This window comes from Brevundimonas sp. Marseille-Q4549 (assembly GCF_976940555.1).
The window spans coordinates 1,462,085-1,489,026 of sequence record NZ_CDRHXG010000001.1 but is presented as its reverse complement, the minus strand read 5'-3'; the positions used below and the strand labels follow the sequence as shown (position 1 = coordinate 1,489,026).

The window sequence follows — 26,942 nt, the reverse complement described above, 5'->3', positions numbered from 1 at the left end:
TGGGACGTAGCTCACAGCCTCCCAAGTCAGGCCGGCGCACGGACGTCGCCGGTGCGCTTCAGCTTGCCCCAGGTCTGACCCAGGCCCGACAGGGCGCGTTCCAGCGCGCGCCACACCACCACATACATGATCTGGCGATAGACGAACCGCTGGGTAGGCAGCAGCCATAGATCCCCGCGCTTCTCCTTGTCGAACCCGAAGGCGATCCAGCCCGCGCCCAACTCCAGCAGGGTGAAGGCGACATAGACGATCAAGGTGAACCACAGGGTGGGATTGGGGGCGACATCGACATCGGCGTGCTGCAAGGCCGCCAGCCACGACAGCAACTGGCCCACGATGGCGGCCGCCAGTTGCAGGTCGATCAACGGCGCCAGCACCTGGCCCATGATCTGGAACAGCCACAGGCTGGGCAGGGCCAAACCGCCGAACCATCCGTGGCGGAAGGTCGAGCGCCGATGCTTCCACAGGCATTGCAGGGTGCCGAAGCTCCAGCGGAACCGTTGTTTCAAAAGGCCGCCCAGCGACGACGGCGCCTCGGTGAAGGCCAGGGCTGTCGGTTCGTTGGCAATGACCCAGCCCGCCTCGCGCACCCGCCAGGTCAGATCCATGTCCTCCGCCAGGGTGTCCGAGCGATAGCCGCCCAGCGCCTTCAGGGCGTCGGTGCGCCAGGCGCCGATAGCCCCCGGCACGACGGTGACGGCGTTCAACAGCGCCAGCGCCCGGCGGTCGATGTTCTGGCTGGTGATGTATTCGATCGACTGCCAGCGCGTGACCAGGTTGCTCCGGTTGCCGACCTTCACATTGCCGGCCACGGCGCCGACCCTGGGATCGGTGAACCAGGCCGCCAGCTTGGCCAAGGCGTCGTTCGACAACTGAGTGTCGGCATCCACGCCGACGACCAGAGGCGCAGTCGCGTCCTGTAACGCGAGATTCAACGCAGAGGCCTTGCCGCCGTTCGGCTTGCGCCGAAGTCGCACGCGCGGATCGCCGGCGAAGACCGCCTCGACGACCTCATAGGTGCCGTCGGTCGAGCCGTCGTCCACGACCAGGACATTGATGTCAACGTCGCGGCTGGCCAACAGGCTTTCGATGGTCCGCGCGATCACGGTCGCCTCGTTGTAGGCGGCGACCAGGACATCGACACGCGGCTCCGGGGCCGTCGGATCGACCTCTGGCGCATGGCGGCGCCGACGCGACGCCAGCAGCAGCATCAACACGATCCGCGCCAGTCCCAGGGCGATGGCCAGGTTGAACCCGACGAACAGCACCATGCCGACCATGTGCGAGAAGCCGAAGGCCGCCGCGTCCGCTGCGATCAGCGACCGTTCCGCCGCTGGAAGGGCCGGCATGGTCTGGTCCGGCGTGCGGCCGACCAGTCCGCCGATGGTCGTCAGGCGATAGCCCCGCGCACGAAGGCCGTCGATGATGGCGGGCAGAGCCTTGACCGTCGCCGAGCGGTCGCCCCCCGCGTCGTGCAGCAGAACGGCGTGACCGGCATTCGCCTGGGCCATGACATCGGCCACGATCTCCTCGGGCCGCAAGCGATGCGTGCCGCCGCCGGGGCTGGGCCGCTCCAGGTTCCAGTCGTTGGGGTCGATGGACTCGCCCGCCGTGGTGTAGCCCAGCTTGGACGCCACCGCGATCGGCAGGATTTCGCCATAGGTTTCGGGCTCGGAATCGGCGTTGTAGGGCGGGCGGAACAGGGTAACTTGGCGCCCCAGGATGCTCTCCAGCGCCCGATCCGCAGCCGTCAGCTCCAGTCGAACCCGTTCCTCGTCCACATGGGCCATGTTGGGGTGTGTGAAGGAGTGGTTGCCGATCTCATGTCCTTCGTCGCGCACGCGGCGCACCAGATCGGGATTGGACGCCGCGACCCCGCCGATCATGAAGAAGGTCGCCTTGACGCCCTTGGCCTTCAGGATATCCAGGATTTCCGGCGTCCATTCCGGATCGGGACCATCGTCGAACGTCAGGGCCAGGGTCTTGTCCGGCGCGCCGGTGCGACGCACCGTCCAGGCCGAGGGCCAGCGGGTCCAGACCTCGTCCGTGACCAGACCGCTGGCCGGATCGACGGCGATGCGCCGTTCGCCGGGGTGCGGAGAATCGATGACGTTCAGAAGTTCGCCTTGGCCGGTAAAGGCGATCTCCTGGCTCAGAACCACATGCTGCAGGGCCGCGATCTGCTGGATGGCCGGTTGCGCATTCCGACCGAACACCTTCCAGCTGGCGGGATCCTCCTCGCCCAGCGCCCACAAGGAGGCGCCGCGCAGGGCCCGGCCGCGACTCATCGTCATGGCGTTGGCGACGGAAGTGGCGTCCTGCATCCACACCTCGTGTGCGCGCCCCTGATCGTCGGTGTAGCTGAAGGTCGATTGAAGCGCGGTCGGATCGAAGTCCACGACCTTGGCCGGGTCGTCGTCGGGGCGATAGCCGCGCGCCGCCGTCAAAGCCGCCGTCGTCGTCAGCGAATCGGCCGGGCCGCCATCCTCGCGCCAATCGTAGGCATAGACGCCGATGCCCAGGATCAGCTTGTCCGCCGGGACCAGACGGGTGAAGCGGCTGATCGCCTTGTCCACGAACAGGGCCGAGGAGATCGGGCCGGGACGGCTGTCCTCGCCGTGCTCGTCATAGGCCATGATCGCGGCGTAATCGACCACGCCGGACAGGGCCCGGATGTCTGCGTCGCTCAGGCTGACTTCTAGAGCGATGGACAGCTCCTTGCCCTGGGCGTTCAGCCGCTGACGCAGTTGCGCGATCCAGGGGACGACCCGTGCGATCTGTGCGGGCGTCATCTGTTCGAAGTCGATCTGCAGCCCGGCGAAATCGTTCACAGTGACGAAGTCGATCAGGCGATCCATCACATGGCTGGCGTTCGCGGGCGCCAGCATCCGGTCGATCCGACCGGCGTCGAACCGGCCTTCCGTGGCGTTGCCGACCATGGGCACGATCTTGACGCCATGGGCGCGCGCAGCCGCAATCAGGGGCTTGGTCGTGGGATTTCTGGCGGGATCCCAGTCGGCCGTAAGAATGTCGGCGCCGTCATCGCGAAGCTCCAGCCAGGTCGGATAGACATGGGTCAGATCGCCGGCGTGGCGTGTGAACGAATCCAACGCTCCGTCCTCCCACGGCGCGAACCAGGCCCCGGCGATCGTGGACGGACCGGAAACCGTCGAATGCGGCGCTCGCCGGTTCTGACGGTCGATGTAACGCAAGAGGGCGCGTTCGACGCCATGGGTTCGGCGGGCTACGTTGGACACCGGCGTCGGCGCGACGGACAAGCCCGAAAGCTGCGGCAGAACGACCAGGCTGGCGATAAAGCCCGCCAGCACGACCGCAGCGATCACCGCCGCCGCCAGCGCCGTCAGGCGCAGCCGCCGCGCCCGTCTTCCGGTCGCATCCAGAAACACCGAACGGTCTTCGCCGTGCGGCCCAAACTCACCAGACTTCATTTCACCCTAGCCCGTCGCGGCCTGTCCCGCGTCAATCCGCCGCATATCGCCTGAGAACGGCGGGATATGGGCAAGGGACTGACGACTAAAGTCCACCCGACCGCAATATGGCCTTGCTCCTCCATGGCCATGCCCCTTTTGGCTGCGGCCGCTCAAGCAGCCTCAGCCTGCTCACGCAGGATGCTGAGGTCGGGCCGGCTATCTCGACGACTCCCGTGGGGTGGCGCGCCGCCCTGGCCATCGCCGACGGCGAAGGGCGCAACGGCGTCTGGCTGGCGCAACAGGGACTGAGCGTCGTCACCACCGACATCGCCCCGCGCGCGGTGGAGAAGGCCCGGGCCCTGGCTCGGCGGCGTGGGGTAGTGATCGACGCCCATGTGGCGAACCTGGAGACCTGGACCTGGCCCGAGGCGACCTTCGATCTCGTCGGCGCCGTCTTCATCCAGTTCGCCCCGCCCGCCGAACGCGACCGTATCTTCACGCGCATGAAATCTGCGCTGAAGCCCGGAGGGCTGATCCTGCTGCAGGGTTATCGCCCCGAACAGATCGATTATGGCACGGGCGGTCCCCGCCAGGTCGAGAATCTCTATACGGAGGCCATGCTGCGCGAGGCGTTTCAGGATTGCGACATCCTGCATCTGGAGAGCCACGACAGCGAACTCTCCGAAGGCGTCGCCCACGCTGGCAAATCCGCCCTGATCGACCTGATCGCTCGTCGCCCCTGAATCACATTCTGGATTTCCGCCGTGAAACGATCCGTCACTCCATTCGCCGTCGTGGCGATTGCCGCTGCTCTCGCAATGGCGAGCGCCGCCCATGCCCAAGCAGTTCCGGGATTCGGCGCCTTCACCACCCCGCCCGGCGCAGGTGAACTGCCGGATCCGCAAAGGGCCTATAAGGTGATCTTCGACTTGGCCCAGGGCGGCCCGGACGACCAGCCCCTCAAGAACCTGCAGCGGGTCGCCCGCCTAGCCAATATCCTTGAAACGGGCGGCGTCAGCGCTGATCATCGCCACATCGTCGTCGTCATCCATGGCGGCGCCACGCCCGCGATTCTTACGGACGCTGCTTGCAACGCCCGTGGGAGAGGCCCAGCCAATCCGAACCGCCCCCTGATCCGCGCCCTGCTAGATGCGGGGATCGAAATCCGCCTGTGCGGCCAGTCCATGACCGCTTCCAGTATCTCTTCCTCCGAGATAGAGCCGGGCGTCTCCATCGATGTCGCCGCCATGATGACGGTCATATGACGGTCATCCACCACCAGCAAGACGGCTACGCGGTCAACTTCAACTGACCCCCGCGTCTTTCGCTCAGACGCCCCGCAATTTGAGCCTCGCCCCCTTGCCTCAACGAACCCACCTCCGATTTCCAGGCGCGCACCACCCACGGCGACCGCAGCCTCGCCGACTACTGTCGCCGGCGTCCGGCGCCGGCCGGTCAGGCCGGGTCCGCGAACACTCCGCCGCAACCGGCGTCTCCGGCGATCGCCCGCAACCGGCAGGCCATGACCAGGACGGCGGCGTCCGCCTGGGACCGGGCGCGTTCGGCGTCGGCCAGCCGGGTCTCGGCGTCCAGCCGATCCACCAGGGGGCGCTGACCCGCCGCCACCTCTTCAGCCACGCTGGCGGCGGAGAAGCCCCCGGCCTCGAGAGCGGCCTGAGCCGCCGCCTGGCGCAGTCGCGCCGCATGGGCGCCGTGCCAGGCGGACAGGGCCTGGGCCTCGACGGCGTCCCGCGCCGCCCTCAGCCCCGCCTCGGCCGCCCGGACGCCCGCCGCTCGCTCCGCCACGCTCGCCGAGGTCGAGCCGGAATCGAACAGCACCCAGCGCCCCTGAACCCCGACCCGCCATTCGTCGTTGCTGTAGCCGGGCAGGAACTGGTCGCGAACCTGCGACGCCTGGGCCGACAGGGCGACCGTGGGACCGAAGGCCGCGCGGGCGGCGCGCAGCCCGGCCATGGCGGCGGCTTCGGCCTGTTCAGCGGCCCTCACCTCCGGACTCTCGGCGATCGCCCGGACCAGGAAATCATCGAAGGTCTCTGCAGGCGCGGGCGGGACCGGCAGGGGCGCCAGATCGATCGGCGCCTGTCCCACGATGCGGATGAACTCGGCGTGGGCGGTTTCCAGTTCGGCTTCAGCGGCGGCCCGCTCTGCAAGGGCCTGGGCGCGACGCGCCGTCGCCTCGGCATAGTCGGACCGGGCGATCTCTCCTGCCTCGAACCTCTCGCCCGACTGGCGGGCGAGTTCGGCCATGAGGGCGGCCAGACGCCGGGCCGTCGCCGTCATCTGTTCGGCGACCTGCACCCGGGCATAGGCCTGGACGACGGAAAGCGTCAGATCGGCCTGGGCCCGGCGCAGACCCGCCTCGGCGCGGCGTCGATCGGCCTGGGCGCCCGCCAGGCCAGCGCTCAGCGCCCCTCCCGTGAACAGGGGCTGGACGACCTCAAGCGACAGCGAGGACGGGGTGATGTCTTCCCGGCCGAAGCCGAAGAAGCCGCCGAGATCGCTGCGCCCGTCCGCGATCATCCCGTTCAGGGCCGCGCTCGGCCCCTGGGCGGCGCGCGCGCGGCGCTGGCGGGCCAGGGCGGCGTCGGCCTCGGCCTCCGCCATGGCCGTGACGGGGCTATGGGTGCGCGCCGCAGCCAGCGCCTGGGCCAGATCCATGGCCGACGCCGATCCGGCGGCGAACGTCGTCAGGATCGCCGCGACCGCAAGGCTGCGCCTCACCGGAATACGCATCCCGACCTAATCCCCAGGGCCTTGAAGACGATGGCGGCCGGGCAAAACCCGGTGAAGGCGGCCTGGACCATATTGGCCCCGGCGAAGGCGGTCAGGGCCAGCCACCAGGGATGGACGGTCAGGCTGAGAATGACGCCTAGAAGGACGACGCAGCCGGCGAAGGCGAGAACGGCGCGATCGAGATTCATCGAAAACTCCTGAAAGGGATCACAGGGGAAAAGATCATTGAGCCAGACCCTGCCGGGTCCAGGCGGTCAGCTGCGGCGTGCTCATCAGCCCCGTCGTCCGGGCGATCACCCGGCCGTCGCGAAACAGGAACAGGGCCGGAATGCCGGAAACGCCGAGGCGAGCCGCCGCCTCCGGCGCGGCGTCCGAGTTCAGCTTGAGCAGGCGCACCTCCGGCTCCAGTTCGCGCGCCGCCCCGGCGAAATGGGGCGCCATCATGCGGCATGGCCCGCACCAAGGCGCCCAGACGTCGAGCAGCAGGCCATGCCCCCGCGTCTGCGCCACCTGCCGGTCCAGTCCGGGGCCGTCGACCTCCAGCGGCGCGCCCGCGAACAGCGCCTCGTGGCACTGGCCGCAGCGCGCCTCGATCGCCGGCCGGTCTTCCGGGAGGCGATTGACCGCGCCGCAATGGGGACAGACGGTCCGGGCCATGGCTCAGCTCTTCAGCTTGTGGGCGCCGATCAGGTCCAGCGCCATCTTCTCATAGAAGGGCACGCTCTCGCCGCGCTTCACCTTCGACAGGAAGTATTTCTCGAAGCCGATCTTGGCCAGGTGGACCCATTTGCCGCTGGAGGACCAGTTGATATTGCGCGGCGGCAGCTGCGGCTGGGCGAAGAAGGCCACGCCGCCGTCGCCGAAGTCGGCCAGACAGATGGCGTTCCAGGTCGCCTCGTGCGTGGGCGCCTGACCGACGATCGCCTCGCCCAGATTGTGGGCGATGGCGGTGACCATGCTCTCGATCATGAAGCCGGTCTTGGGCACGCCCACCGGCACCGGGGTCGGACCCAGCGGCGGAATGGCGACGCAGACGCCGATGGAATAGACGTTCGGGAAGGTCGGATTGCGCTGGTGCTTGTCGGCCAGGATGAAGCCGCGCGGATTGACCAGGCCCTCGACGCCGCGCACCGCCTCCACGTCCCGGAAGGCGGGCAGCATCATGGAATAGGCGAAGGGCAGGTCGTGTTTGGCCTTGACCGATCCGTCCTCGGCGATCTCCTCGGCGTGGATCACGCCCGCCTCGACCGAGGCGACCCGGGCGTTGGTCAGCCATTTGATGTTGCGCTGGCGCAGTTCGCTTTCCAGCAGCCCCTTGGTGTCGCCGACCCCGTCCAGGCCCAGGTGGCCGATATAGGGTTCGGAGGTGACGAAGGTCATCGGTACGCGGTCACGAATCTTGCGCCGCTTTAGCTCGGTATCGAGGATCAGGGCGAACTCATAGGCCGGACCGAAGCACGACGCCCCCTGAACGGCGCCGACGACCACAGGGCCGGGATTCGCCGCCAGCCGGTCGAAGGCGTCCGCCGCCTCCAGGGCGTGATCGACATGGCAGACCGACTGGGTGAAGCCGCCGTGCGGCCCCAGACCCTCGATCTCGTCGAAGGCCAGCTCCGGCCCGGTGGCGATGACCAGATAGTCGTAGTCCAGCACCTCGCCGCCAACCAGGTCGATCCGGTTGTCGGCGGGGCGGACGCGCTCGGCGCCGACATCGATAAAGTCGATACGCCGTTTCTTCATCACCGACGGAAGGGAGACCTCGATCGCCTCGCGATCGCGCCAGCGCACCGCCACCCACGGGTTGGACGGCACGAAATGAAAGGTCGAGCCCTTGCTGACCACGGTGACGCGGGCGCGGTCCTTCACCTCGTCCTTGATCTCGAAGGCGGCGATGACGCCGCCCAGGCCCGCGCCCAGAACGACGATATGGGGTTTGGCGGCGGAGCCCATGGTTTTTCCTCCCGTATTTCCGGTCGGGCGCCGCCGCGCCCGTCGCCGTTGTGGTTTGACATCTATATTGAACACACATTATACGCAACTATATAAATAATAATCGAGACAAGGAGACCCGAGATGAGCCAGGCCGCAGACATTCTGGATATGTCGCCCGCCGCCGTCCTCGCCGCCCGGCAGGCGGGAGACGTGCTCATCGTCGATGTCCGCGAACCGGCCGAGTTCGCCGCCGAGCGGATTCCGGGCGCCGTGAACCTGCCATTGTCGACCTTCGATCCCGTCAGTCTCTTTGCATCCATCGCGCCGGAGGGCGTCCTGTTTCAATGCGGCTCAGGCGTCCGTTCGATGAAGGCGGTCATGGCCTGCCGCCTCTCGGGCTTCCCCGCCAACAAGCACCTCGCGGGCGGGATCGGGGCCTGGAAGGCGGCGGGATCGCCTACGATCCGTATCGACCCCGCGACCGGCCGTCCGTTCTGACAGGTTCAGCACATCCTATGCGCTACACCCCGCCCCGCCCCGCCGCGTCCGTCGCCGCCCGCGCCCTGTCCGTTGGACTTCTGTCCCTCGGCATCTCGCCCCTCGCTGCCTGCTGGGAACAGCCAGAAAAGCCCCGGCCCAGCGCCGAGGCTCCTGTCGCAGGGGTAATGACGGTCGAAAGCCGGGTGATCCCCGACGTGAAGCCCGTCGCCGGTGAGATCACCACCCGCGACCTCGGTCAGGCGGTGGCCCGCACAGGCGGGACGCTGATCCGGCTAAACGTCCGCGAGGGCGACAGGGTGCGGGCCGGACAGGTGCTGGGCGTGGTGCGCGACGCCCGCACGGGTCTGGAGACCGCCGGCTATGCGGCCATGGTCCGCGCCGCCGAGGCCGAGGCCGGGCGTGCCGACGCCGATCTGACCCGCATCCGCGGACTGTATGAAAAGGGCGTCTATGCCCGGGCGCGGCTGGATCAGGTCGAGGCCGCCGCGCGCGCCGCCCACGGAAATCTGGACGCCGCGCGCGCCCAGCGCGCCGCCAGCGCGGAACTGGGCGCCCAGGGCGCCATACTGGCGCCCGGTTCGGGCCAGGTGCTGAAGGCCGATGTCCCGGTGGGCTCGGTGGTCATGCCGGGCCAGTCGATCGCCGTCATCACGTCCGGCCCGCCAGTGGTGCGGGTGCAGGCGCCGGAAGGCCAGTCCCGCGCCCTGCGTGTCGGATCCATGGTCCAACTGACGCCCGACGGTCCCGGCGGCGATGTCGTCTCCGCCCGGATCACCCAGGTCTATCCGTCGGTCGAGGCCGGGCAGGTGACGGCCGATATCGACGCCTCCGGCCTGAGCGTCGCCCTGGTCGGGCGGCGCATCGGCGTGCGCCTGCCGGTCGGCGAGCGCAGCGCCATCCTCATCCCGCGCCGCTTCGTCTCGACCCGTTTCGGCGTCGATTATGTGCGGCTGGCGAGCGGCGGCGACACCCCGGTGCAGACCGCCCCCGGTCCCGACGCCGATACGGTCGAGATTCTGAGCGGCCTGGCGTCGGGCGACCGCATCGCTCCCGCCGCCGCCGCACCGACGCCCGCTCCCTCCAAGCCTGCCCACTGAGGAGCGCCCGATGAACCTGGGTCTGTCCGGGCGGCTGACGGCCGCCTTCATCCGTTCCCCGCTGACGCCTCTGATCCTGCTGGCGGCCCTGGCCATGGGGCTGCTCGCGGTGATCAGCATACCGCGCGAGGAGGAGCCGCAGATCAGCGTGCCGATGATCGACATCATCGCCGCCGCCCCCGGCCTGTCGGCGCCCGATGCGGTGGAACTGGTCGGCAAGCCGCTGGAGGCCATGGCCAAGGCCATCCCCGAGGTCGATCACGTCTACACCTTCGCCGACGACGACCAGGTGATGGTGGTCGCCCGGTTCAAGGTGGGGGTCCATCCCGACAACGCCGTGGTTCGGGTGCACGACAGGTTGCGCGCCCATATGGCCGACCTGCCCACCGGCATCCCCGAGCCCATCGTGCAGGCCAAGGGCATCAACGACGTGCCAATGCTGACCCTGACCCTGTCGCCCGACGCGGCGCATCAGGGCCGTTGGACCGAGGCTACCCTCAGGACCATCGCCGACCAACTCCGGACCGAGGTGGCCAAGGTCGAGGACGTCGGCCAGACCTTCATCGTGGGCGGCCAGCCCGAGGAAATACGCATCGAGCCGGACCCGGCCCGACTGTCGCTGAACGCCGTGTCCCTGGGGGCGTTGATGGACACGGTGCGCCAGGCCAACCGCGCCCTTCCCGGCGGCTATGTGCGCCAGGACGGCGGGGCACGTTCGGTGATCGCGGGCCGCACCCTGGCCTCGGTCGACGATATCGAGCTGCTGGAGGTTCCCTCCGCGACCGGCGGGGTGGTCACGGTGCGCGATGTCGCCCGTGTAGTGCGCGGCCCCGCCGATGGCCAGTCGCGCGTGTCGCGCTGGTCGCGCGACGCCGAGGGCCGCTGGAGCGAAGCCCCCGCCGTGACCCTGGCCATCGCCAAGCGCGAGGGCGCCAATGCGGTGACGGTGTCCGAGGCGGTGCTGCACCGGGTCGAGACGCTGAAAGGACGACTGATCCCCGACGGGCTGAACGTGGCCGTCACTCGCGACTATGGCGAGACAGCCAATGAAAAGGCCAATGAACTGCTGTTCCACCTGGCCCTGGCCACCGTCTCCATCGTCGTCCTGATCGGCTTCGCCATTGGCTGGCGCGAGGCGGGGGTGACGGCGGTGGTCATTCCAACCACCATCCTGCTGACCCTCTTCGCCTCCAACCTGATGGGCTACACCATCAACCGGGTCAGCCTGTTCGCCCTGATCTTCTCGATCGGCATATTGGTCGACGACGCCATCGTGGTGATCGAGAACATCGCCCGCCACTGGGCCATGAAGGATGATCGCTCCCGCATCCAGGCGGCCATCGAGGCCGTGGCCGAGGTCGGCAACCCAACGGTCGTCGCCACTCTGACGGTGGTGGCGGCCCTGCTGCCCATGCTGTTCGTCTCGGGCCTGATGGGGCCTTACATGGCGCCGATCCCGGTCAACGCCTCGGCGGCGATGATCTTCAGCTTCTTCGTCGCCATGGTGATCGCCCCCTGGCTGATGGTGCGGTTCGCGCGCAAGGCCCTGGCGGGAGACGACGGGGTCGCGCATGGCCATGACGAAGGCCGGCTAGGCCGCGCCTATCGCCGAGTGGCGGGCCGGGTCATCGCCACGCGCAGATCGGCCTGGACCTTCCTCATCGTCGTCGGGGTCGCAACCCTGATTTCGATGTCGATGTTCTATTTCAAGGCGGTGACGGTGAAGCTGCTGCCCTTCGACAACAAGTCCGAACTGATGGTCGTCGCCGACCTGCCCGAGGGCGCGGCGCTGGAGACGACCCAGCGCGTCCTGGCCCAGGCCGCCGCCGCGACCCGACAACTGCCCGAGGTCGAGGCGATCGACGCCTATGCGGGGACCGCCTCTCCGTTCAACTTCAACGGCCTGGTGCGGCACTACTTCCTGCGCGCCCGGCCGGAACAGGGCGACCTGGCCATCACCCTGGCGGCCAAGTCCGACCGCAAGCGCGCCAGCCACGCCGTCGCCCTGGACCTGCGCAAACGTCTTAACGACCTGAACCTGCCTGCCGGAACCGTGCTCAAGGTGGTCGAGGCGCCGCCCGGCCCGCCGGTCATGGCCACCCTTCTGGCCGAGGTCTATGGTCCCGACGCCGCCACCCGCCGCGACGTCGCCGAGCGGCTCAAATCCCTCTTCCGTTCCGTGCCCTACATCGTCGACGTCGACGACAGCTATGGCCTGGCCCGGCCCCGACTGAGGCTGACGCCCGACCGCACCCAGATCGAACGCTTCGGCGTCAGCGAAGGCGAGGCCCTGAACGCCATCGCCGCCGTCATGGGCGGGGAGGTGGTCGGCTATGTCCATCGCGGCGAGGGCCGCGATCCCCTGGCCATCAACGTCGCCCTGCCGCAATCGGCCCGCACCTGGTCCGAGACCCTGGCCTCGACGCCGGTGGCGGCGGGCGGCGGCCGTCTGGTGTCGCTCGGCGAACTGGTGACGGCGACCGAGGAAGCCGGTTCGACCCAGATCTATCGCCGCGACGGTCGCGACGTGGACATGGTCATGGCCGAACTGGCCGGTCAGTACGAGGCGCCCATCTACGGCATGCTGGCGGTGAACAAGGCGATCAAGGCCGCCGACTGGGGCGGCCTGCCCACGCCGGACATCCGCCTGAACGGCCAGCCCGAGAACGAGGCCCGCCCCTCCATCCTGTGGGACGGTGAATGGGAGATCACCTGGGTCACCTTCCGCGACATGGGGGCGGCCTTCATGGTGGCGATCCTGGGCATCTATGTGCTGGTGGTGGCCCAGTTCAAAAAAGTTTCCGCCTGCCGCTGGTCATCCTCACGCCCATCCCCCTGACCCTGGTCGGGATCGTCATCGGTCACATGCTGTTCGGCGCGCCTTTCACCGCCACCTCGATGATCGGCTTCATCGCCCTGGCCGGGATCATCGTCCGGAACTCGATCCTGCTTGTGGACTTCATCCGCCACACCTCGGGCGAAGGCCGATCGCTGCGGGAGGTTTTGCTGGAGGCGGGGGCCATCCGCTTCAAGCCCATCCTGCTGACGGCCCTGGCGGCGATGATCGGGGCGGCGGTGATCCTGTTCGACCCCATCTTCCAGGGACTGGCCATCAGCCTGCTGTTCGGCCTGGCCTCGTCCACCCTGCTGACGGTGCTGGTGATCCCGGCCATATATGTGGTGCTGCGCGACGACGAACGGGCCTGAGCCGCCCGCCCGCCGCGCGCCACACGCGGCGCGGATCAGTTCTCGGGAATAATCCTGGCGAAGCGCGCCGCATCCCCCTTGAGGGGCGGCTGGGCGGGGGCCTCGGCCTCCTTCAGGCGCTGGGTCACCGACCTGGCGTCCTTGCAGAAGATTTCATACAACATGGCCATGACGGCCTCGGCGCGTTCGTCGGCGATCGAATAATAGATCGAACGCGATTCGCGCCGTGTCTTGACCAGACCCGATTGCCGCAACTCGGCCAGTTGCTGCGACAGACCGGGCTGGCGGATGCCCAGGTCCTGCTCCAACTGCCCGACAGATCGCTCCTCCTGGGAGATATGACACAGGATCAGCAGCCGGTTGCCGTTGGCCAGTTGCCGCAACAGCTCCGCAGCCTGGGGCGCCTTTTCCTTGAGCTGCTCCATCACCGAGGGATCGACCGGCGTCACTTGCGGCGTTCCCGATAATACCAGGCCTCGCCTCCGGTCAGGGCCCCATCCAGATCGACGGGGGCCGCCTCCAGCATGGGCTGGTCTTCCGTCCATCCTTCCGGGGTTGATCCCCCTTCACGGTCGGTGGCCTGCAAGGCCCGGATCAGGCGCAGCAGTTCCCCCACCGAACGGCCCACGTTCATCGGATACCAGCTGATCGCCCGGACCACCCCTTGCGGGTCGATGACGAAGGTCGCCCGCACCGTCGCACTATCCGGCGAGGCGGGGTCGAGCATGCCGAACGCCTGGCCGATGACCATGGAGGGGTCCTCGATGACCGGGAACTCCACCTTCACGCCGAAACGGTCGTGAATGTCCTTCAGCCACGCCAGATGGGAATAGAGGCTGTCCACCGACAGGGCCATCAGTTCGCAACCCAGGGCGGTGAACTCGGCCTGCCGCCGCGCCAGACCGACGAACTCGCTGGTGCAGACCGGGGTGAAGTCGGCCGGGTGCGAAAACAGCACCAGCCAGCGCCCGCGATAGTCGCTGAGCCGCTTCTGACCACGGGTCGTGCGCGCCGAAAAATCCGGCGCGCGGTCATTGATGCGAAGGGGCCGCGCCTGGAGGCGAGGCTGGGCGGTATCGATCATCGCATTGGTTTCCATGACCTCTGGCTACGCCCTGCCGCGCCTGAGCGCCAGATTCAAAATACATACTTTCACGAACAATGAGAGTTCACATGTGTCAACTCCAGGCCAGGGAGGAGGTGCTGGCTGTCTAACGATAAAACGGTGCTGTCAGCCCAACGCGAACTTGTTTCCACCGAGCGCGTCCCTCCCCTGCCCGGTAGTCTTCACGCGGCAAACGCCTTCCGCTCGGCGAGTGCGGCCGAGCGTCGTGCTTTGAAATGAACTCCGCTGATGAGGTGGCGATCCTGGTTGAACTGGGTATGGAAGGCGGGGTGGACCGACCGAACTGAATTTCTGCAGGGTCGTCATCTGCAGGAACCACTGCATGTCCCGCTCTCGTCGTCGGAACGGCAAGTGTGAATTCTCGACACAGTTGTTCGGCCAGCGTCCTGTTTCCTGTTGTCCGGCGCTGCCGATCTCCCTCAGCACGGCATTGTGGGATCGCAATCCATCTGTGACGCGACAAGCCACCAGCCAAGATCTATAAGCCCGCCTACCTCATCCTTTCACCGACGACTTGCGCGATTGCGGCAGCCGTGGCTTCGGCGCCGCGAGCGGTGGGGTGGAAAGGTGCGGCGCCGGCGTCGCGCCATCCGCGCGTCCATGGATCTGCCGAACAGGCATTATGGTCGCGGCCGATCTTGTTCATGTCGACGAAGGTCGCACCTTCTGCGACTGCGGCCGCCTGCGTAACGGCGGCCAGGCGGTCGCCGACCCGGCGCATCTGATCCGCCTCCTGACGCATCGACGCCATCTGCCGCTGACGGTTCGCTCATCCGTCTGCGGATGGCCGTCGCGGCCCCCAGCCGCCAGTTCCATGGCCAGGCTTACAGCAGCCCAGTCGCATCGCCCTCATTCCAACCTCCCCAAACATCGTTCGAGGATGGACCGCAATGGCGACGGCGGCGTCTGACGATCGCCTTCAGCCGCCGCCGATCCGCACAGCGCCGTCGCCGATGACGCTGAACGATGACCATTGCGACGGGTGGGCGAACGACGGATCGGATCGATCCTCCATCATTTCCAGGGCGGCGCGCTGCAGGGCGTACGCCACGCCTTGTCGATTCCGGCGCGCCAGGGTGACGGCGCGAATGGACAGCCGCTCTGCGACATCGTCCCGTATGCGCCAGTTTGACACCATGAGAGCGCGCGCCCCCGCGTAGAGGAAGGCCCGCGACAGGCTGTTCACCCCTTGCGCGTTCGGATCGTCCAGGCCCGTATCGCAGGCGCTCAGGATGACCAGATCGGCGTTCAGTCGAAGCCGAGCCGCATCGCTTGCCGTCAGCAGGCCGTCGTCGTCGCCTTCAGGCCGAAGCGGCGGCGTGAGCACCAGGGCCGGTTCTCGCACGACTCCAGGGGTCTCTTCCCGGGCGGGCAAGGCGTGGGTGGCGAAGGCGACCACAGAGGCGCCGGACAGGTCTGCGCTGCGCACCGCCGCTTCCGTGGCGCCGGTTCCCAGCCTCACAGCCCGGCGGGGACTTCTCAAGGCGTGCGCCAGACCGTCAAGCTCGCGTCGGGTTCCCGGCAGTTGCGCCAGGGATTTGGGTTGCGATCCCTCGGGATAGGTCCGTGTATCCGCATCCCCGAACCCCGCGAAACCCCGACTGTTGCTCGCATCTGCGCGCCGCGCCGCCTTCAGGCTGACGACAGCGGGTAAAAGCGCGAAGGCGTGACGCCGCTCCAGCCAGGCCGTTCCACGCAGGGCGGCGGGATCGCGCTCGTCGCCGGACGGCGCCGCAGTGACCAGGACGCCGGGCGGCAAGCTGCGAAGCGGTCCATCGACAACGAGATAAACCAGCCTGTGCGATAGGGCCGCTTCCAGGGGCTCCCAGAGCGCGCGATAAAGCGCATAAGCCGACGCACGATCGAACCCGCCCGCCGTTCGCCCGAGCCGCGCCGCATCGACCGCCCCCCGCCCCCCAGCCGTGCGCAGTCCCGCCTGCAGCCTGGACGCCGATGCCTCGACACCGCTCGCGGTGAGATCGGACCGTCGCCACACGGCGGTCCCTTGGGTGATCGCCCAGACATAGGTTCCCCGCTCCGTCGGAAGGATAAGGACAAGAGCCTCCTCGGGTCTGAGCAGGGCCTGAACCTGTGCGATGGCCAGCGGCGCAGGATCGGTCAGATCGGCGAAAGCCGGGAAGGCCTGGTCGAGACGCCGCCGCAGTTCCCCCGCCGCCAGCGTCGCCTGGTCGAGATCGACGGCGACGCCGCGAGCGCGGTCGGCCGCAGGGGCGCCTTGGGCGCGTAGAGAGGCCAGAACCGTCTCTAGCGCGCGGCGCCGCGCCTCGGCGTCCCGGTGCGCATCGAACAAGGATTTCAGGGCAGGATCGGCGGCGGCGATCCGGGCCGCTCCGTCGGCCAAGGCCACGCCCGCCCCGGGCGCGCTCGCCAACTGAGCGTCCTTGAAGGCCTCATCTACGGACGACGGGCTTTGCGCGTAGGCCGGGCAGACGCACGACAGACCGATGACCGCGGCCGCAATCCAAGCTCTCAAAGTCTTCTCCCCGCTTTCCTTTGATCTTGCTTGACATCACAACGTATGGCGAGCGCCATTCCGCGACGATCAGGGGAAGCGCCGGAAATGCTGCGATTGATGACCATGCTCGCACTGGGCGCCGTTTGGACGGCGAACGATCCGGCGGCGACAGGATCGCGCGAGGCTGTCCTGGCCGACATCCAGGCGGCGACCGTCGCGCGCGAAAGCGGGCGCCTCGACGACGCATTCGCGGCTGCCGAGCGCGCCATCGCCTCGGCCAGAGCGATCCAGCCTGCCGACCCGGTGCTAGTGTCGGACGCGCTCGTCGCCCGCTGCGACGCCATGTCCAACCGCCCGCAGCCGGACATCGCCGACTGTCTGGAAGCACTGTCTTTGCGCGAACGCGCGCTGCAAGCGGACGACCCTCGGCTGCACAATCTCAGGATCCAGATCGCGGTCCAGAAGATCATGAGCGGCAAGGCGCCAGAGGCGCAGGCCGACATCGAGGCCGCCCTCGCCGGGCTTCGACGGTCGCCGATGACACCGGCGATGCGGACGGACATAGGCATGGGCGTCGCCGTCCTCGGCATGGCCCAGCAGGCGCAGGACCAGAGAAGAGAGGCAGAAACCACCTACCGGGCAGCGTTGGCCGAACTGGCGGCCGCCGACGAGACCGGTCAGCGCTATCGACCGCTCGTCTACAACTATCTGAATACGTTGCTGCTGAACGAAGGCCGCCTCATCGAAGCTCTGGAGAATTCGGAGCGCTCGGTGGAAATTCAGCGCGTCTCCGCACCACAAGGCGACCCGACGCTAATCGGCGCACTAAGAGCGCTGGCGACGGCCCAGCAACGCGCCGGACGCCTCGCTGACGCAGAGCGGACTCTGCGTGAACAACTAACCCTTCTGGACGCCCAGCAATCCCCTCAACCATCGCTGAGAGGCAACGCCCTCACGGGCCTGGGATCGCTCTACATCGACATGGGTCGCCCCGACCTTGCTCGACCGCTCCTCGAACAGGCGATCACGACCTACGGCGAGGGCGGCGAAACGGGCCGGCGGACCGCGACGACGGCGCAGGGCTATCTGGCGGAGTTGGATCTGTCAGCGGGCGACGCGGCTGCGGCCGTCGCGCGGCTTGAGGCCGCGCTCGGCGATCTCGGTCTTGAAGTCTCCGGTCAACAGGGCCGGGCGGCCTTGTTGGCGCAACTGGCCCGGGCGCGTGAAAAGGCGGGTGATCCGGTCGGCGCCGGGCGCGACGCCCAGGCGGCCCTGGACATCTACGGACGTATCGCGCCGACGGCTCCCGCGACCTCCGGCCCGCTCCTGATCCTGGCGGAGGGCGATCTGCGCGAAGGGCGGATCGATCAGGCGCGCGCCCGGCTCGATACTGCGGTCGCCGTCGCGCGCGCCAGACCTCCATCCGCGCCGAGTCGGATCGCGGCGGAGACGGCGCGGATCGATCTGGCCTTGTCCGAACCCGGCGCCTTGGAAGCCGATCTGGCGACCCTGGCGGACGACGCTGCGCGGGGCGCCGAGGCGCTTGTCCTGGATTCGGCGCGCGCTGGCGTCCCCGCACAAGGATTGGCGACGACGACACGGGGCGCGTTCGTCAACCGCATCGAGGCGGCGTGGCGACGCGAAGCCGCCACGCCGACTGGCCGTCAATGATAACGATATTCGCTGATGCGGCAGACATTGATGCGCTCGCGAACCAGCACATCCCCGTCGGCGAAGACAGCCTTGAAGTCGAAGAGGCACGCGCCGGTGCCGTCGTCGATATTGATGCGGACGGACTGACCGGCCCGCAGCACATCTTGGCCGAGGATGTCCTCTTCCCAATCGTCGGCATCGACGCTGGAGGCGTAGAACTGCGTCATCGTCACGCGCGTGTCGTTGATGATGCGGACGCGACGGTCGGCGCCCGCCCCGGCGACGGCCGGGGCTGCGACGCCCAGGGCCAGGGTCGCCATGGCTGCGGTTAGGCCGATAGCGCGGATGAAGCTTTTACGGTTGATCATGACGGTTCCTCTCAGCTGACGTCCCCTCGACGTCGATGGCCCAAGCTTGCGTCAGAACACCGATGCGACCCACTTACCGTCCCCGTAAGACTTGCGTCTCAGGCTTACATTTCCTGTCATGGTCGCACGACCACCGGAAAGGCTACGGCGACGGGCGCCTGACCCGGCGGCGGCCCTGACGCCGCACCGCGCCGGACGCCCGCATCCAGAACCTCGGCCAGCCAGGTCGACAAGCCGTGGTCCACCGCAGGGTCGCCGCCCCTGAGCGCGCGGACAACCCTGTCGACTGGTCCGGAAAGATAGCGCAGGTCTGCGGGAAACCGCGTGGCCGCCGGCAGAGCGATGATCGCAAGGTGTTCGGTCACCGCCGTAGCTTCCGCCGTGATCCTGAGCGCGGCCGCCCGGCGCTCTCCAGGCGCGAGGCGTACGCTGTCGACGGGATGCAGACTGGGGCCGACGACCGATCCGTCCGCCGACAGATAGAGGAGATTGACGTCGAGCGCCGCTGCGCCTGCGTTGGCGACATCGAGATAGAGCCGGTCGCAGGCCTCGAGGTCCGGCAAGGCGAAGAGGGAGACGGGCGTCGCTGACGCCGGCGGGGCCTCGACATCGACCCGGGCGTCACAGACGTCGCCATCGCGCCGTTCGAGGCGCGCGACGAGCATCAGGCTCTCGGGCGACCAGCCGCCGTTCAGCGCGGCGATGGCCGCCATAATCCGCGCGGCCGGCGACCCGGCGCTCGTGTCTGGCTGGGCCAGTCGCGCCGAGACGGCGGTAGGGAGCACGGTCTGCAGAAGCGAACGTCCAATCCCGACCCGTGTCACCTCGGCATAGCCGATCGCTTCGGCGGCCTCGTTCTCCAGAACCACCCGCTCTCCCGTGGTCAGCCCCTCCTCCGCGCCGGCCGCGACAACAACCTCGTCGCCACGTCGCGTCAGGCCGAACCGGCGCTGACGCCCGGCGACCAGGTCCAGCACGGCGTCGTCCAGATCCCCTTCGAACACGGGACGCGGCGCGTTCGGACCCAACCGGCCGTCCGCCGACAAAAGACCGGCAGCGAGATCGCGCAGGCTGCGGGTTCGGCCGGCGTCGAGACTTCGCGCAAGCGCGTTTGAGAAGACCGACCCTCGATCTGTCGCAATCGCCAGCCCGTCTTCCGCCGCCGCGTAGAAGCCGGCGAAGTCGCCGATCTCGTCTGAGCTGTCCAAGTCCCCCCGGAGGTTCTGGCTGTAAGGCGCCCGCATCTCAAGGTTAGGCCTCGCCGCTGGCGCGCGCGAAACCGTCTTGGCGACACCCTCCCCTGCTGCATCTCCACGCGTCACGCCCGCGCCGTAGCAGGCATCCACCACCAACCAGACATCGACGCCGCGCCGCCGCAACCCGGCGACGGCGGCCGCCACCTCATGGTCGGAGACCGCCCCCAGGTCAGGCCTCCCCTCCGCGTCGACCGTGGCGTCGGAAGCCAGCCAAACCTCTTCGAGGCCGTCACTCTCCTTATCGCCCGCGCGGGCCGGGCGACGCCCCCCATGACCCGAAAAATAGATCAGCACCTTGTCTCCAGACCCGGCGCCGCGCGTCAGGTCTGCGAAGGCCCCAAGAATGTCGGCGCGCGTGGCGCCTGCCGGGCCTGCCTTGTCGGAAAGAACCGTGACAGCGGCGTCATTGAGGCCCGCGGCGCGCAAGGCGCCGCCCAGACGCGCGACATCGAGGGCTGGGGCGGTCAGGGCGAAGTCGCGCGGCAACTCCGCATATCGCCCGACCCCGATCAGCAGGGCATGGCTTTCGGCAACGGCGCCGCCTGCCACGGCCCAGGCGGCGACGGCCAGAGCGACCGCAAGGACCCTTGACCGGCTAGTTGGTGCCATAGGCGTACCGATTGGTTGCGGCCCCAAGATTACGGACCTCTACCCGGTAGTCGCCCGGCTCCCGCGCCGTCCAGGTGCAGAGCTTGACGTCGCCCGGTCCCGCAGCCTGACAGATCATCCCCTTTCCCGCCCGGACCGTCACCGCCAGCGGCGCGTCGCCATCCCCCTCGACATAGACGACAGCCGGGCGGCCGGGCGTGAACCGTTCCTGAAAGACATGGGTCTGTCCGCCAGGGAGCCGCGCCAACGACACCAGCGGTCCACCCTGACGCCCCTTGTACTCCATCGCGCGGATCGACTGGATGAAGGCCAGAACCTGCGGATCGCCGTCCGCGAGAGCCTCGGCCTCATTCAACCAGGCGACCGCCGTCTGGGGCCAGCTCTGCGCGGCTCCGCTGTCATCTCCAGCCACGCTCCCCTCTGGCATTCCTTCAACCGGGCCTGGTCGAAAGGGTATGGGCGTCGACAGCCGCAATCGCGCGGCGGCGGCCAGAAGCCAGGGATCGGCGCGGTCGCGCCCCAACCGCGCCAGGCGCGCCGAAAGCTCGAGGGTCTCGAAGGGAGCGGCGGCCGCTGCGGTGTCAGCGCCCAATTCGGGGATCGGCTCGCGAACGGACTGGGCGCGCGCGCTAGCGGAAATGAGGTCGGCGACGAGGATGGCGAGGCTAAGCGTTCGAACGATCATCGTTCCACTTGCCTGCAAGTCGACCGTCATCGCAACTTACGACGCTTGTCAGACCAGACAACCCGCCCGGTCGGCTATAGTGGCGCGAGGGGGAATTCAGATGCGCATCCTGCTGCTCGAAGACGACGCCGACGCCGCCGATCGCGTGCGGTTGGCGCTCTTGGATCTCGACAATCTGGACCTGCAGGTCACCGGCGTCGTCGCCGACGCGGTCAGATGCGCCGCCGCCCGTCCGTTCGACGCCCTGATCCTCGATCGCATGGTCATGGACGGCGACGGTCTCGACGCCCTGGCTCAGCTGCGCGGCTTCGGCGTCCGTACGCCGGCGCTGGTCCTTTCGAACCTCGCCGCAACCCGACACAGGGTCGAAGGGCTGGAAGCCGGCGCCGACGACTATCTGGTCAAGCCGTTCGAAGCCGAAGAACTGGTCGCCCGGCTGCGCGCCCTGCTGAGACGCGGATCGACCCAGGGCCATCCCGAAGTGTTCCTGCTCGGCGAGTTGGAGGTGCGGGCGAAGGCGCGCACCGCTCACTGGCGCAATCGACACCTCGATCTATCGCCGAAGGAGTTCGACATGCTCGCCTTCCTCGCCGCCAATCATGATCTGGTCGTGTCGAGACAGATGCTTTGGGACGCCTGCTGGCCCGAATACCGCATACCGCCCCAGATCAATGTGATCGACGTCAACCTCTCCAGGCTTCGCGCCAAGATCCAGGCCGTCGCCGGCCTCGGGCTGATCGAAACCGTCAGAGGTCAGGGATTTCGTCTCGCAAGCGGCGCGACCCCTTGATCCATCTCCGTTCGACATCCGCCCCCCGGCCCGCCTCCGCCGTCGCCAGGCTGACGCTGGCCTATGCCGCCCTCTTCATCGTCATCTCCAGCCTGTTCTTCGCCGGGGCCATGCACCTCGTCGTCGCCAAGAACAGCGAAAGACTCCAGTCACTGGTGGCGGCGGACAGTCGCGCCCTGGCCGCCAAGCTCGACGAGGCGCCGGACGACCTCAGGATCGACATCGGCAAAGCGATCGTCGGCGCCCGCATCGCCCAGGCCAAGGACAGGGTTCAGTACGCCCTTGTCGCTCCCGGCGAAGCGCCGATGGGCAATCTGGATATGGGCGCCGTTCGCGCTTCGGCGACCGGCAGCCTCAAGCTGAAAACCCCGGGTTGGCTTTCGGCCTCGGCGATCGATCGTCTCGATCTCGGCCCCAACGCCTATATTCTACTGGGCCGGACGCAGGACGAAGCGGGGCTGGAACGGGATGTGCTGGCCGTCGGTCTGCTCGCCCTAGCGCTCGCTGCTCTCATCGCCTTCGTCATTGGCCCCATGGTGAGCGCGCGGCTGGTTCGTCGCGTCGAAGCCGTCAATCTCGCCTGCGAAGCCTTCGGATCGGGCGATCTCACGGCCCGGGCGCCGGGCGCGGAGGTCAAGGACGAGTTCGGCGCCTTGGCTCGGGCGGTCAACGCCATGTTCGACCGGATCGACTCGTTGGTGGGCGGCCTTCGCGATGTGTCCAACCGAGCCGCTCACGATCTGCGGACGCCGATCGCCCGCCTCCGCACAAATCTGGAAGCGGTGCGCTCGGCCTCCTCACTGCCCCTTGCCCACGAGGCCGCCGAGGCCGCGATCGCAGAGACGCAGGTCATCCTTGCCACCTTCGACGCCCTGCTCGACGTGGCTGAAATTGAAGCTGGCGCCACATCGAACCTTTCGCCCGTAGATCTCGCCGAAGTGGTGCGGCGAGCGACGACCCTCTACAGTCCGGTCGCGGAAGAGGCCGGGATCGGACTTGAACTCGATCTTCACCCGGCGTGGGTCGTCGGCGAGGATGTCCTGCTCATGCGGGTGGCCGCCAACCTCTTGGACAACGCCCTCAAATATTGCCCGCATGGGGCCACGATAGGTCTAACGACGCGCCAGGACGCAGGCTCCGCGCTGCTGATAATCGTCGACGATGGGCCCGGCATCCCGGCCCCTCTTCGTAACCAGATGCTTCAATCGCGTGTCCGAGGCCCCGGCGCTCAAGGCCCCGGTCTCGGTCTGGGCCTAGCCCTGGTGGCGGCGGTTGCAAAGCGCCACAACGCCGAGCTGGTATTGGCTGAGGGCCCAAACGGCCGCGGCCTCCAGACCATCCTGATCTTTCCCGACTGCGCCTGATCGGTCTAAAATCGGCGTGCCCGACGATAAGCTAGCTGAACGTGTCTCCAGTCGAGCCGGCAAAAGAGCGGGAGACGAGAGATGAAGCCAATATCGGTCAAGCGCCACCGTTTCCTGCCAGCGGTGATCGTTCATGCGGTGCGCTGGCGTTACCATATTAACCCGATGACCCTGAAGCCTCTTGCCACGCGTCCACGATCTGACTTCCGGTCGCGAACCAGCTTTCCTGGCGGGCGGCCAAATCTGCGATCAGGCGGTCAAATGCGTCGATGCGGTAAGGCAGTCCCAGAACGTAAGGCGTGACGTTGAGCGGCAGCATGCGGCCGCTACGGCTCTCTTTCGCCTCGCGTTCGAGCCAGTCGAAGGCGTCGGTCATCTGCTGGGCGTAGCTTTCGGCGGAATGCTGCTGAACGGTGATGATCTGCCGGTCCGAGAGTTCGTGGTTCAGCGGCAGGTTGATCAAGCCGTTGTTGAAGCGCCAGGGCAGTTCGTCGTTCACCCAGTCGCAACAGTAGTCCAGCCCGGCCTCCTTCAATAGACGCGGCGTATTCCAGCTCTGCGAGCGGGCGATGGAAAGCCAGCCGCGCGGTCGGGTTCCCGAGGCGCGTTCCAACGAATCCAGTGACGATTGAATGAGGGCGCGTTCGTCCGCCTCGTCCAGGCCTGTGGCGATGGTCCCATTCATGTCTGTGGAGTGGGCGATGATTTCGTGCCCCGCCGCCATGATGTCGGCGATGACCTCGGGATAACGCTCGGCGATGGCCGAGTTGGCCGCGACCGAGGCCTTGACCCCGGCCTTCGCCAGGGCGTCCAGCAGCCGATAGAAACCGACCCGCGTCCCGTATTCGCGCGACGTGTAGTGACGATAGTCCGGATATGGCGTCTGCATATGACCCGGCGCGCGGAAGGGCTTGTCCTCCGGCGTGATCGGGAACCACTCCAGGTCGATGCAGACCCAGACGGCGACGCTCTTGCCGCCCGGCCAGGCCACAGGCGGGCGCTCATGCAGGTTCGACCAGGGATAGAGGTCGTGATCGTAGCCGCGCTTGCGATGCGGATACTCCAGATAGGAAGGGTCCAGGCTCATGCCGCGTCTCCCGTCTGTTGCGCGCGCCAGGCGTCGACGATGTCGCCCGCGCGGCTGATCCAGGCGCGGCCGTCCGCCGCGATATGCTCCAGCACGCCTTCGAAGGCGGCGATACGGTGCGGCTGGCCGATCAGATAGGCGTGCAGCGGAATGCACATGACCGTGCCCGATTTTTCGCCCTCAACGGCCAGCCGCTCGTACTGGCGGATGAGGGCGTCGGCGTATTCGCGCGGCGACATGTTGTAGACGAAGAAGCCATAGTGGTCGTTGACCTCCAGGCTGTAGGGGATGGAGGCCAGCCGCCCGGTCCGGGTCTTCACCGGCTGCACCTGATCGTCGTGATAGAGGTCGCAGGTGTAGTCCAGGCCGTATTCCGCGATCAGGTCCAGGGTGCGCGGCGTGTGCGTCAGGGCCGGCGCCAGCCAGCCGCGGATGGTCTGGCCCGTGGCGTCGCGGACGGTGCGGATCGAATCCTCGATGATCCGGCGCTCCTGCGCCTCGTCCATGCCGTAGCTGTAGCGGGTGTTGTAGATGCCGTGGCTGAAGAACTCCCAGCCGCGTTCGTTGGCGTCGGCGACCACCTCGGGGTGGTGCTGGCACAGGGCGATCGACAGCGAGACCGAGCCGGGAAAGCCGTGACGGCTCATCGCCTCGGCCATCCGCCAGTGCGACACGCGGTTGGAGTGGTCGCGGTGTCCATAGCCGACCACGTCCGGATGCGGCTTGGTCCAGCTCTTGCGGTGCGGATTGGCCGGGGGGTCGATCTCGTAATATTCGAGGTTGGGCGCGACCCAGACGGCCACCGTCTTGCCGTCCGGCCAGACGACGTGGGGCCGGTCGCGATAGGGCGAGAAGTCGTAGAGGCCAGGATCGCCTTCGGGGGCTGTCTGGAGCATCAGCGCGCCTCCAGCCAGTCGATCACCGCCTGCACCGGCTCGACGTCGGCGTATTTCAGCTGAAGATCGGTCAGGTTGGCGAAATGATAGCTCTCGTGCTTGTCGGCGCAGGTCTCGATGGGGACGATCACGCGATAGCCGTGGCTGAGGGCATCGACCGCCGTCGCCCGCACGCAGCCCGAGGTCGAGCCGCCCGTGACCACGACCGTATCCACCCGCCGCCAGGTCAGATAGCTGGCCAGCGGCGTCTCGAAGAAGGCCGACGGCATCCGCTTGGTGTATTGCAGGTCCGAGGCGTCGATCTGGCAGCGCGGATCGTACTGATGGCGCTCGCTGTCGTATTTGATGTTCTGAAGCGAGTCCGGCGTGTCGGTCCGCGTGCCCCAGACGCCCGCGTCGGCGGCGTCCTCGCGATAGGCGACGCGCGACCAGACCACCGGCATGTCGCGCTCTCGCGCCAGCCGTGAGATCGTGTTGGCGTATTCGATCTGGCGCGGGTCGGTCTCATAGGCCGTCTTGAACGTGTCGATGTCCGTATAGGCGCGCTGGAAATCGACGTTGACGATCGCCAGCCGTTCGCCGAAGCCGAACTTGCGGCGTGCGGGATTGGCCATCACCTCTTCGAACAGTTCGCGCGCGGTGCGGTCGTCGCGCACCATTCGGGTTCCCACGGTCATCAGGCCGTCTCCGTCTCAAGGCTGGGAGAAGACGCGGATCGCGCCGCCTCCGAAATGAAGTTTAGCGGCAGGCCGGCGTCGGGCGTGAAGCCGTAGAGCGGCTCGCCCGGCAGGGCTTCCGAAAGGATGGCGCGCACCTTCAGGAGCGCCTCCAGGTCGATGCCGGTCCTGAGACCCATGGCCTGAAGCATGAAGACCAGATCCTCGGTCACGATGTTGCCGCTGGCGCCGGGTGCGAAGGGACAGCCGCCGATCCCGCCCAGCGAACTGTCCACCGTCGTCAGGCCGGATTCAAGCGCCGCCAGCACGTTCGCCAGCCCCAGGCCGCGCGTGTTGTGCAGGTGAATGCCGGTCAGGGCCGCCTCCCCGACCACGCCGCGCACCAGGCCGACCAGCCGCTTCACCGCCGCCGGATCGGCGTAGCCCGTGGTGTCCGACAACCCCACCTCGTCGCAGCCCGCCGCCATCAGGGACTCGGCCAGACGCGCGATCTGGGCGTCGGGAATGGCGCCCTCCAGCGTGCAGCCGAAGACGGTGGACAGGGAGCCTTCGAAATGGGGACGTCGGTCCTCCGGCAGGGCGCGAACCATGTCGGCGATGCGCGCCGCCTCGTCCAGCACCTGCGCGTGGGTGCGCCGCAGGTTTGCAAGGCTGTGGGTTTCCGACACCGATAGCGGCAGGGTCAGCTTGTCAGCGCCAGCACGGATCGCGGCCTCCGCCCCCTTGGCGTTGGGGACCAGGACCGCGACCGTCAGGTTCGGGATCGTCTTGGCGAAGGCGACCAGTTCGGCAGCGTCGGCCAGTTGCGGCAACAGGCTGGCGGGAACGAAGCTGCCCACCTCGATCTCGCGCACCCCGGCGGCGGCCTCGGCGGCGACCCACGCCTTCTTGGCTTCCAGCGGCATGATGCGGCTGATGCTCTGCAAGCCATCGCGCGGCCCGACCTCGCTCACCAGAATGTCCATGCGCCGCACGCTCTCCGATCCAAGGCTTGTCTAATTGATATACACATATATCATTTCAAAAGCGGCTG

General features: G+C 67.8%; 25 protein-coding genes and 2 pseudogenes. 11 read left to right on the top strand and 16 right to left on the bottom strand.

Translation table 11 applies throughout. The features are described 5' to 3' along the window. Positions 1–26 precede the first annotated feature (26 nt). The gene (locus tag ACWPV3_RS07360; protein ID WP_453977430.1) at positions 27–3,449 is read right to left on the bottom strand and encodes a polysaccharide deacetylase family protein; all 3,423 of its coding nucleotides are present in this window, start codon (positions 3,447–3,449) and stop codon (positions 27–29) included. Positions 3,450–3,664: 215 nt separating this feature from the next. On the opposite strand from ACWPV3_RS07360, the gene ACWPV3_RS07355 reads away from it, so the two are divergent. After that, entirely contained in the window at positions 3,665–4,174 is a 510-nt protein-coding gene (locus tag ACWPV3_RS07355) for a class I SAM-dependent methyltransferase (RefSeq protein WP_453977429.1), read from the top strand. 21 nt (positions 4,175–4,195) lie between these two features. Continuing rightward, complete coding sequence (locus ACWPV3_RS07350) at positions 4,196–4,696, top strand: DsrE family protein (protein WP_453977428.1); 501 nt, start codon at positions 4,196–4,198, stop codon at positions 4,694–4,696. Positions 4,697–4,886: 190 nt separating this feature from the next. On the opposite strand, the gene ACWPV3_RS07345 is transcribed toward ACWPV3_RS07350, so the two are convergent. Genes ACWPV3_RS07345 through ACWPV3_RS07330 form a run of 4 tightly spaced genes read right to left on the bottom strand, consistent with a single transcriptional unit; the run spans position 4,887 to position 8,135 of the window. After that, positions 4,887–6,185, bottom strand: coding sequence for a TolC family protein (locus ACWPV3_RS07345; RefSeq protein WP_453977427.1), 1,299 nt, complete (start codon positions 6,183–6,185; stop codon positions 4,887–4,889). Continuing rightward, entirely contained in the window at positions 6,170–6,373 is a 204-nt protein-coding gene (locus ACWPV3_RS07340) for a YgaP family membrane protein (RefSeq protein WP_453977426.1), read from the bottom strand. Before ACWPV3_RS07340 ends, ACWPV3_RS07345 begins: the two co-directional genes overlap by 16 nt. 34 nt (positions 6,374–6,407) lie before the next feature. Next, positions 6,408–6,842 (bottom strand): thioredoxin domain-containing protein, encoded by a 435-nt coding sequence (locus ACWPV3_RS07335; RefSeq protein ID WP_453977425.1) that lies wholly within the window; start codon positions 6,840–6,842, stop codon positions 6,408–6,410. A gap of 3 nt (positions 6,843–6,845) precedes the next feature. Beyond that, positions 6,846–8,135: an NAD(P)/FAD-dependent oxidoreductase gene (locus ACWPV3_RS07330; protein ID WP_453977424.1), complete on the bottom strand. Its 1,290-nt coding sequence runs from the start codon at positions 8,133–8,135 to the stop codon at positions 6,846–6,848. A 123-nt stretch (positions 8,136–8,258) separates the two neighbouring features. Here ACWPV3_RS07330 and ACWPV3_RS07325 point away from each other — a divergent pair, with 123 nt between their 5' ends. From ACWPV3_RS07325 to ACWPV3_RS07310, 4 genes are read left to right on the top strand one after another with little or no spacing between them, the layout of a single operon-like run. Further along, positions 8,259–8,615, top strand: a complete 357-nt coding sequence (locus ACWPV3_RS07325; protein WP_453977423.1) for a rhodanese-like domain-containing protein — start codon at positions 8,259–8,261, stop codon at positions 8,613–8,615. A gap of 17 nt (positions 8,616–8,632) precedes the next feature. Beyond that, entirely contained in the window at positions 8,633–9,715 is a 1,083-nt protein-coding gene (locus ACWPV3_RS07320; protein ID WP_453977422.1) for an efflux RND transporter periplasmic adaptor subunit, read from the top strand. A 10-nt stretch (positions 9,716–9,725) separates the two neighbouring features. Beyond that, entirely contained in the window at positions 9,726–12,554 is a 2,829-nt protein-coding gene (locus ACWPV3_RS07315; RefSeq protein ID WP_453977421.1) for an efflux RND transporter permease subunit, read from the top strand. Then, positions 12,521–12,922, top strand: a complete 402-nt coding sequence (locus tag ACWPV3_RS07310) for an efflux RND transporter permease subunit (protein WP_453978509.1) — start codon at positions 12,521–12,523, stop codon at positions 12,920–12,922. Before ACWPV3_RS07315 ends, ACWPV3_RS07310 begins: the two co-directional genes overlap by 34 nt. Before the next feature lie 35 nt (positions 12,923–12,957). On the opposite strand, the gene ACWPV3_RS07305 is transcribed toward ACWPV3_RS07310, so the two are convergent. The 4 genes from ACWPV3_RS07305 to ACWPV3_RS07290 all read right to left on the bottom strand — a co-directional run bounded on the left by ACWPV3_RS07305 (position 12,958) and on the right by ACWPV3_RS07290 (position 16,440). Next, entirely contained in the window at positions 12,958–13,371 is a 414-nt protein-coding gene (locus tag ACWPV3_RS07305) for a metalloregulator ArsR/SmtB family transcription factor (RefSeq protein ID WP_453977420.1), read from the bottom strand. Then, entirely contained in the window at positions 13,368–14,006 is a 639-nt protein-coding gene (locus tag ACWPV3_RS07300; RefSeq protein ID WP_453977419.1) for a peroxiredoxin, read from the bottom strand. The genes ACWPV3_RS07305 and ACWPV3_RS07300 overlap by 4 nt, the downstream gene beginning before the upstream one ends. Before the next feature lie 532 nt (positions 14,007–14,538). After that, positions 14,539–14,790 (bottom strand): hypothetical protein, encoded by a 252-nt coding sequence (locus tag ACWPV3_RS07295; protein ID WP_453977418.1) that lies wholly within the window; start codon positions 14,788–14,790, stop codon positions 14,539–14,541. A gap of 177 nt (positions 14,791–14,967) precedes the next feature. Beyond that, a complete protein-coding gene (locus tag ACWPV3_RS07290) occupies positions 14,968–16,440 on the bottom strand; it encodes a CHAT domain-containing protein (RefSeq protein ID WP_453977417.1) in 1,473 nt (490 codons plus the stop codon). A 201-nt stretch (positions 16,441–16,641) separates the two neighbouring features. Between ACWPV3_RS07290 and ACWPV3_RS07285 the strand changes: the two genes are divergently transcribed. Next, entirely contained in the window at positions 16,642–18,195 is a 1,554-nt protein-coding gene (locus ACWPV3_RS07285; RefSeq protein ID WP_453977416.1) for a hypothetical protein, read from the top strand. Here ACWPV3_RS07285 and ACWPV3_RS07280 read toward each other — a convergent pair. From ACWPV3_RS07280 to ACWPV3_RS07270, 3 genes are all read right to left on the bottom strand, one after another. Continuing rightward, entirely contained in the window at positions 18,189–18,545 is a 357-nt protein-coding gene (locus ACWPV3_RS07280; protein ID WP_312736561.1) for a hypothetical protein, read from the bottom strand. The genes ACWPV3_RS07285 and ACWPV3_RS07280 overlap by 7 nt on opposite strands. Before the next feature lie 116 nt (positions 18,546–18,661). Continuing rightward, complete coding sequence (locus ACWPV3_RS07275) at positions 18,662–20,350, bottom strand: caspase family protein (protein WP_453977415.1); 1,689 nt, start codon at positions 20,348–20,350, stop codon at positions 18,662–18,664. Positions 20,351–20,396: 46 nt separating this feature from the next. Continuing rightward, positions 20,397–21,095 carry a hypothetical protein gene (locus ACWPV3_RS07270; protein WP_453978544.1) on the bottom strand — a complete coding sequence of 233 codons (699 nt, stop codon included), beginning with the start codon at positions 21,093–21,095 and terminating at the stop codon, positions 20,397–20,399. Between ACWPV3_RS07270 and ACWPV3_RS07265 the strand changes: the two are divergent. The 4 genes and pseudogenes from ACWPV3_RS07265 to ACWPV3_RS07250 all read left to right on the top strand — a co-directional run. Further along, a pseudogene (locus tag ACWPV3_RS07265) lies at positions 21,049–21,474 on the top strand (hypothetical protein); the annotation flags it as partial. The gene ACWPV3_RS07270 and the pseudogene ACWPV3_RS07265 overlap by 47 nt on opposite strands. Beyond that, positions 21,460–21,556 (top strand): annotated as a pseudogene (locus ACWPV3_RS07260) (DNA-binding response regulator); the annotation flags it as partial. The pseudogenes ACWPV3_RS07265 and ACWPV3_RS07260, both read left to right, overlap by 15 nt. A gap of 20 nt (positions 21,557–21,576) precedes the next feature. Beyond that, complete coding sequence (locus ACWPV3_RS07255; protein ID WP_453978508.1) at positions 21,577–21,885, top strand: winged helix-turn-helix domain-containing protein; 309 nt, start codon at positions 21,577–21,579, stop codon at positions 21,883–21,885. After that, the gene (locus ACWPV3_RS07250) at positions 21,882–23,249 is read left to right on the top strand and encodes an ATP-binding protein (RefSeq protein WP_453977414.1); all 1,368 of its coding nucleotides are present in this window, start codon (positions 21,882–21,884) and stop codon (positions 23,247–23,249) included. The genes ACWPV3_RS07255 and ACWPV3_RS07250 overlap by 4 nt, the downstream gene beginning before the upstream one ends. 157 nt (positions 23,250–23,406) lie before the next feature. On the opposite strand, the gene ACWPV3_RS07245 is transcribed toward ACWPV3_RS07250, so the two are convergent. The 4 genes from ACWPV3_RS07245 to ACWPV3_RS07230 are packed head-to-tail and all read right to left on the bottom strand — an operon-like array spanning position 23,407 to position 26,874. Next, positions 23,407–24,336 (bottom strand): polysaccharide deacetylase family protein, encoded by a 930-nt coding sequence (locus ACWPV3_RS07245; RefSeq protein ID WP_453977413.1) that lies wholly within the window; start codon positions 24,334–24,336, stop codon positions 23,407–23,409. Then, the gene (locus ACWPV3_RS07240) at positions 24,333–25,232 is read right to left on the bottom strand and encodes a polysaccharide deacetylase family protein (protein WP_453977412.1); all 900 of its coding nucleotides are present in this window, start codon (positions 25,230–25,232) and stop codon (positions 24,333–24,335) included. The genes ACWPV3_RS07245 and ACWPV3_RS07240 overlap by 4 nt, the downstream gene beginning before the upstream one ends. Then, on the bottom strand, positions 25,232–25,909 hold the full coding sequence (locus ACWPV3_RS07235) for an isochorismatase family protein (protein WP_453977411.1): 678 nt from the start codon (positions 25,907–25,909) through the stop codon (positions 25,232–25,234). Before ACWPV3_RS07235 ends, ACWPV3_RS07240 begins: the two co-directional genes overlap by 1 nt. Further along, on the bottom strand, positions 25,909–26,874 hold the full coding sequence (locus ACWPV3_RS07230) for a hydroxymethylglutaryl-CoA lyase (protein ID WP_453977410.1): 966 nt from the start codon (positions 26,872–26,874) through the stop codon (positions 25,909–25,911). Before ACWPV3_RS07230 ends, ACWPV3_RS07235 begins: the two co-directional genes overlap by 1 nt. Between the last annotated feature and the right edge of the window lie 68 nt (positions 26,875–26,942).